Raw genomic sequence first — 6,293 nt, 5'->3', positions numbered from 1 at the left:
GTCATCTGATCCTCCGTAGTTTTTGCAAACATAGAGAATCATAAACTACTGAAATCGCTCAACTTAATTTTCGGTCGGGCTCTGACAGGCTGCGACAATGCAGGATCATCATGCATCATGTTTGATGGCTGTTCTGTTTCAAACAGATTGTTCAGACTATCTGTTCTTCTCCCACGCGCCATCCCGGCAGACATCTCATCTTCGTCCACCGGCATGATGGAAACATTGGAATCAACAGAATATCTGCGGACAGTATTTGCCAGATCGCGATATTCTTCCTCGCTATCGGACGATAAGGGCCCGGCTATATTGCCGCTAACGTCTATATTATTATTGATATCCAGATTATTATTGTTGATATCCAGGATATATCCGTTGAACAGACCTCTTTCACTGTTTCCGGCCCTGTTTTCCCGAACCGGATTGCCAGAAACATGCTGTTCATTCTGTCCCGTGCCAGACGCAGGTTCTGCAGAAGCGGCAGCAAGGTTGTCCTGGATAAGCTGCACGTCATCCCGAATGACTGCAGAATGCCCGGGGTAAAGTGCTGCATTATCCTTGGCGATTTTCGCCGGCACCACATGAATCCAGCTATGCTTTCTCTTGCGGTCGGCAATTGAAGCACGGCTTCCAGCCGCATGGTCAGCACCATTGTCAGCATGCGCCGAAGCAACCCGGTCCTGGATGAAGCTCACCTCATCCCGAATGATTGCATGATCATCGGCGTTCTGGTCATTTTCCAGAAAGAAACGCACCTCACCCGGTCCGGGTTCGGCCGTGTTTCCAGTGCGTGCATCGCCACTGGTCGACGGTTGTTGTTCTGCTTCATTCTGAACCAGAATCGTGCCTGCACCCTGCCACCGCAGCACGGGTGTCGTCTGCTCGGCAATATGGGCCTGCGCGGACCGCAACTCTTCCGCAAGATCGTCCAGATTCAGATGATCATCGTTTCTGATGATCTGGCCGGAAACATTGCGTTTTGACCGCCGTAGTGGCATTGCCCTGTCCAGAGGCAAATCATCATCATCAGAAACGAGGACATATCCCTCAGCAGGCTGCGTGCCATCGTTTTGCTGCACATCGTCCGACAGCCAAAGGATCGCCTGTTTGCTACGCTTATGGGCCGAAATGGCATTCCACTTGTAATCCCTGTCCAGCACATGCTCATCATCGGATGCAACCATGTCATAATGCCTGGAATGGGCATGCGCTGCATCATCCCACGGATAGTCCGTAAAGCTCCGCGAGCCGTGCGAGCCATAGGCTGAATTCTCTGAATCAGAAGTAATATATGTATCCGTGTTCGTGTAGCTACTTTCGTCACTGTCAGTAGCGTCGAAAGAATTTTTGGCCATATCCGGCCTATAAATTTGAATGCCATTCAACCTGATATTTTCTATACTATACAGACCCGTTTTATTTTCATTATTACTATTTGAAATATTATATGATGAATTATTTATACTACCATCAACGGCATAAATATAACTTGTTGAATCGCCATTATAGCTACGACCAACTGTATTTTTATACGCCTCATCGATGGAATCATAACCATCCGAGTCATCATCGATATACTTCAGCCCGTTCACAAGTATAGACACGCCCGGATTGGCATTATTGCCATTAGCCACCACCCCTCCCAGCCCCTCCCTGGATGAGGAACTTTTTTCATCCGTGGCCTTGCTTGATTTCCCCTCCAGCTTTTTCTTGGCATTCCTGAGCGCCTTTACGCCCCTTTTATACATATTGCCAATGTGATTTTTCGCCTTCTTTTTCTTCTTTGCGCCATCTTCATCCGGATCTTCTATCTCGGAATAGTGATGGGAAGATTTGCGCGAGACGGAGTTAGCCTCCGTTGCACTCAACGTAGAGCTCCTGCTGGGCTGTTCATAAAGGCTATCGTCCAGGCTCTTTCCTGCCTGAAGAGCACGTTTTTTGCTTTTCCCAAAGCCAAATTTCAGCTTCTTGCTGTTGATACTATCGCCACTATGGCCGGCCTTTGCCTCACCGTCACTGACCGCTGCCTCCACGCTGGGCACACCCAAAAGGAGCGGGATGGTAAATAATACAACCACAAGTGGTGACACACTAGATCGCAATACGGATCTAAACTCTCGTTCCGATGAGTTCGACATAAATGGAATTTTCCTTTGGATAATATATGAAGTTAGCTAATTGTTAGCTTTTCCTGCTTTTGGCTTATTGCGCAGTGTGATAATTTTTTCAAAGGCAATTTATTTTTACATAAAAGTTGCTAGCAACAACTTGCAGCTTTTTATTCATTAAGAAAAATTATAATATCATAAAATATAGAATATTTCTATTTTGTGAGTATATTTCATATTACATTCAATGAATTCGTTATATATTATAAATTCGCGCAAATGCGTTTCGACTTTGTTAATATTACACTATTTTCTACTATGGGTAAATTTTCCATTGTCGTCAGGCAAGTTTCCTTGCCTTCATCATTGCCGCAAATCAAGGCAAAGCTGGCGAGCCATTTCGGCGCAGCTGTTTTCCGCATATGATCGGCCCAGCAGACAAGCCGTTTGCAGCTTCTGCAAAATAGCGAGCCATTTACGGTTTCCGTGTTCCGCCTGTCGACATATGAGGCAGCCGTGCAGCGGCATGTTTTCCGGTATCGAACAGGTCAGTCAAAAGAAAAAGCGGGATCGGCACAAGCACGGCGCGCATGGATGGCGGTCGCGTGTTTTCGCCTTTCCTGACCAGACCATTTTACGCCCCCCCTGAAACAATGATCTGGCCGCCCGCGGCAGGCCGCACCATAAGGTTCGCCATATCAGGATATGGAAGGAGAAGTCTGCAAGGCAGGCGACCTGCGACCAGACCCGTCCACGTCATGCGATGCCATGAAACGTCTGGAGCAGACATATCATGAATTCAGCCATGCCTGGCAGCATGTTCAAGGAGGCCCATTGCACGCGCATTTTCAATCGCATTCGAGCCATTCCCCGGACATCCTCCGCAAGAAGAGGACATGGCGGTCAGATGGCAACCAACGGAGCACGCGTCGGTCGACCGCAGATGACACATGATCATCCTGTCCGGATTGACCCATCACATGCGCGATGGCGGCGCCTTTGACAACAGCACCGTGCGAATGGCAAAGCTTGAATGAATGCGAGCCACCCCCGGCAGACGCGACAGGATTTCCTTGTGTATCGTCTCATAGGCGACGGCATTTTCCGCCTCCACGCGCAGAATATAATCGGCATCCCCCGTCATCAGATAGCATTCCTGAATTTCCGGGTGACGCCGCACCGCCTCCTCGAAGCGGTTGAGATATTCTTCCGTTTGCCGGTCGAGCGTAATGCGTACGATCGCCACCAGTCGCTCATCACCATCCGATGAGCCGACAATCGCCGTATAGCCGCGAATGACGCCACTTTCCTCCAGCATCTGCACACGGCGCAGGCAGGCCGATTGCGACAGCCCCACCTCATTGGCAAGCTGGCTGTTGGTCATGCGCCCATCGCGGCGCAGACAGCGTATGATATTGCGGTCTATACTGTCCATCGTCAGTCGCATATTATTCGATCCATTCGTCAAATCGTGCAACTATTACCTCGCAATTCGCATATTCTACGATTAATAGCAATTACATTCGAATACCCTTCGATTAACATATCGTCTGTTTTCCCGCGGTGGGCCGATTTCGCCGTCCCCATCCGGGGAAACGCATTCACCCCCACGCATGTCCCCGTCATGTGTTTGAATGAGAGGCCCGGATCAGGATGTTCGATATGCCATCCAAGTTTTCGCAATCAGTATGCGATCTCGCCGCAGGTGGCATATTGACCATTGACCTTGGCGCATTGCGCCATAATTACTTGGCCATTGCACAGCGCCTTGCTCCCACTCGCGCTGGTGCTGTGGTCAAGGCGGATTGCTATGGTCTTGGCGCCGATCGCGTCGCACCGGTCTTTTATGAAGCCGGCTGCCGGGATTTCTTCGTGGCGCATCTTGGTGAGGCGCTGAAGCTCAAGCCAGCGCTGCCTGCTGATGCCACCATCTATATTCTGAACGGCCTCCAGCCCGAAACGGAATCCCTTGCGGCAAAGGAAGGTTTTGTACCGGCGCTGAACTCGTTGGAACAGCTTGAAAACTGGGCGGCTGAAGCAAAGGGGCTTGGGCAGAAACTGCCTGCCATGCTGCAGCTTGACACCGGCATGTCCCGGCTTGGCCTATCGGCGGAAGAGCTCGACAGGCTCACGCAAATGCCCTCGCTGCTCGACCCGATCGATATACGCTTCATCATCAGCCATCTTGCCTGTGGCGACGAGCCGGAAAACCCGGCCAATGCCAGCCAGCTTGCAGCGATGAATGCAGCCCTTGCCCGCTTGCCAAAATGCCCCGTTGCCTTTTCCAATTCAGGCGGCTGTTTCCTGGACAAGACCTATCATTTCGATCTCGCCCGTCCGGGCATTGCGCTTTATGGCGTTGGCCCGGCAAGTGGTGAAAACCCGATCATGCCGGTGGTCAGCCTGTCTGCCCGCGTCATTCAGGTGCGCGAAATTACAGCTGGTGCCGCAATCGGTTATGGCGGCACATTTGTGGCCAAGGCGCCCATGCGCATTGCCACCATTGCCGTTGGCTATGCCGATGGCTGGTTCCGCACACTGAGCAACAAGGGGGCTGCCTATCATGGCGAAACGCGCCTGCCCATCGTCGGACGCGTTTCCATGGATTCCATCACGCTTGATGTCAGCGCCCTGCCCGCAGGCACGCTGAAACTTGGCAGCCTGGTCGAACTGATCGGCCCGCATCAAAGTCTCGAAACGGTGGCGCGCGATTGCGACACCATTCCTTATGAAATTCTGACGGCGCTCGGTCATCGCTATGCCCGGTTCTATATCGACAGCAGCGCCGCACAAGACAAGTAACAGGGGGAAGCATTCATGCAGATCACAGTTCTCGGTAGCGGTGTCGTCGGCACCACAACCGCCTATTATCTGGCCAAGCTTGGCCATGAAGTAACCGTCATCGACCGTGAAGAAGGCCCCGCGCTTGAAACCAGCTTTGCCAATGCCGGTCAGATTTCGCCCGGTTATGCCTCGCCATGGGCCGCCCCCGGCATTCCGCTCAAGGCGCTGAAGTGGATGTTGCAGAAACATTCGCCGCTGATCATCCGTCCGACGGCCGACCCGAAACAATATATCTGGCTGTTGCAGATGCTCGCCAACTGCACCTCCAGCCGTTACAAGATCAACAAGTCGCGCATGGTACGCGTGGCCGAATATAGCCGCGACTGCCTTGATGAGCTGCGCAGAGACACCGGCATCGAATATGATCACCGCACGCAGGGCACCGTGCAGCTGTTCCGTGAACAGGCCCAGCTTGACGGTATCGGCAAGGACGTGGAAGTCCTACGCCAGGATGGCGTTCCGTTTGAAATTCTCGACCGTGACGGCTGTGCTGCGGCAGAACCTGCCCTTGCCCACGTCAAGGACAAGTTCGTCGGCGGCTTGCGCCTGCCGCATGACCAGACCGGCGACTGCTTCAAATTTACCAATGCGTTGGCCAAGATTGCCGAAGGGCTGGGCGTCAAGTTCCGCTTTGGTGTCCACATCAGGTCCTTCCTGATTTCAGGCGGCAAAATTGTTGGCGTTGAAACATCACAGGGCATTGAAAAGGCCGATCGCTATGTCGTTGCCCTTGGCAGCTATACGCCGGCCCTGATCAAGCCGCTTGGCCTCAATGCACCGATCTATCCGGTCAAGGGCTATTCCATCACCGCACCGATCATTGATGAAAGCCGCGCACCGGTTTCAACCGTGCTGGACGAAAGCTACAAGATCGCCATCACCCGTCTTGGCGATCGCATCCGTGTGGGCGGCATGGCGGAAGTATCCGGCTTCACCACGGACCTGCCGGCTGCACGCCGCGCCACCCTTGACCTGTCAGTCACCGATCTCTTCCCCGGCGGCGATCTGAAACAGGCAAGCTTCTGGTCGGGCCTGCGTCCGATGACGCCGGATTCCACGCCGATCATTGGCGCAACGCGCTATGACAATCTCTTCATCAATGCCGGTCACGGAACGCTCGGCTGGACCATGGCCTGCGGCTCCGGCAAGCTTCTGGCCGACATCATCTCCGGCAACAAGACCGATATCCGCGCCGATGATCTGAGCATTGCGCGCTATCAGTAAGCCTTGTGCCGCTTTCATGGCGGCATGAAACGGACATGCAAAACGCCCCGGCGGAACCGGGGCGTTTCATCTGTTTCAGTGACTGTGTGTCATTCAGTGCCTGTGTGTCACCACTTG

The 6,293-nt window shown here is 52.9% G+C and carries 4 protein-coding genes; 2 read left to right on the top strand and 2 right to left on the bottom strand.

Going from position 1 to position 6,293, the window contains the following annotated elements; all coding sequences use genetic code 11:
• Positions 1-38: 38 nt before the first annotated feature.
• On the bottom strand, positions 39-2,090 hold the full coding sequence (locus tag ACFO1V_RS09740; RefSeq protein ID WP_374831803.1) for a hypothetical protein: 2,052 nt from the start codon (positions 2,088-2,090) through the stop codon (positions 39-41).
• A 994-nt stretch (positions 2,091-3,084) separates the two neighbouring features.
• Positions 3,085-3,555, bottom strand: coding sequence for an Lrp/AsnC family transcriptional regulator (locus tag ACFO1V_RS09735; RefSeq protein ID WP_374831805.1), 471 nt, complete (start codon positions 3,553-3,555; stop codon positions 3,085-3,087).
• A 215-nt stretch (positions 3,556-3,770) separates the two neighbouring features.
• Here ACFO1V_RS09735 and alr point away from each other — a divergent pair, with 215 nt between their 5' ends.
• Both alr and ACFO1V_RS09725 read left to right on the top strand, forming a co-directional pair.
• Complete coding sequence (gene alr / locus ACFO1V_RS09730) at positions 3,771-4,910, top strand: alanine racemase (protein WP_374831807.1); 1,140 nt, start codon at positions 3,771-3,773, stop codon at positions 4,908-4,910.
• Positions 4,911-4,925: 15 nt separating this feature from the next.
• On the top strand, positions 4,926-6,176 hold the full coding sequence (locus ACFO1V_RS09725; protein ID WP_374831809.1) for a D-amino acid dehydrogenase: 1,251 nt from the start codon (positions 4,926-4,928) through the stop codon (positions 6,174-6,176).
• The last annotated feature ends 117 nt before the right edge of the window (positions 6,177-6,293 follow it).

The organism is Daeguia caeni (assembly GCF_042653845.1).
Lineage (GTDB): Bacteria > Pseudomonadota > Alphaproteobacteria > Rhizobiales > Rhizobiaceae > Brucella > Brucella caeni.
This window is presented reverse-complemented; position numbering and strand designations above follow the sequence as displayed.

Excerpts from the sequence above, each read along its gene's own strand:
- ACFO1V_RS09725 (WP_374831809.1), top strand. The coding sequence starts at position 4,926 with ATGCAGATCACAGTTCTCGGTAGCGGTGTCGTCGGCACCACAACCGCC.
- alr (WP_374831807.1), top strand. The coding sequence starts at position 3,771 with ATGCCATCCAAGTTTTCGCAATCAGTATGCGATCTCGCCGCAGGTGGC.
- ACFO1V_RS09735 (WP_374831805.1), bottom strand. The coding sequence starts at position 3,555 with ATGCGACTGACGATGGACAGTATAGACCGCAATATCATACGCTGTCTG.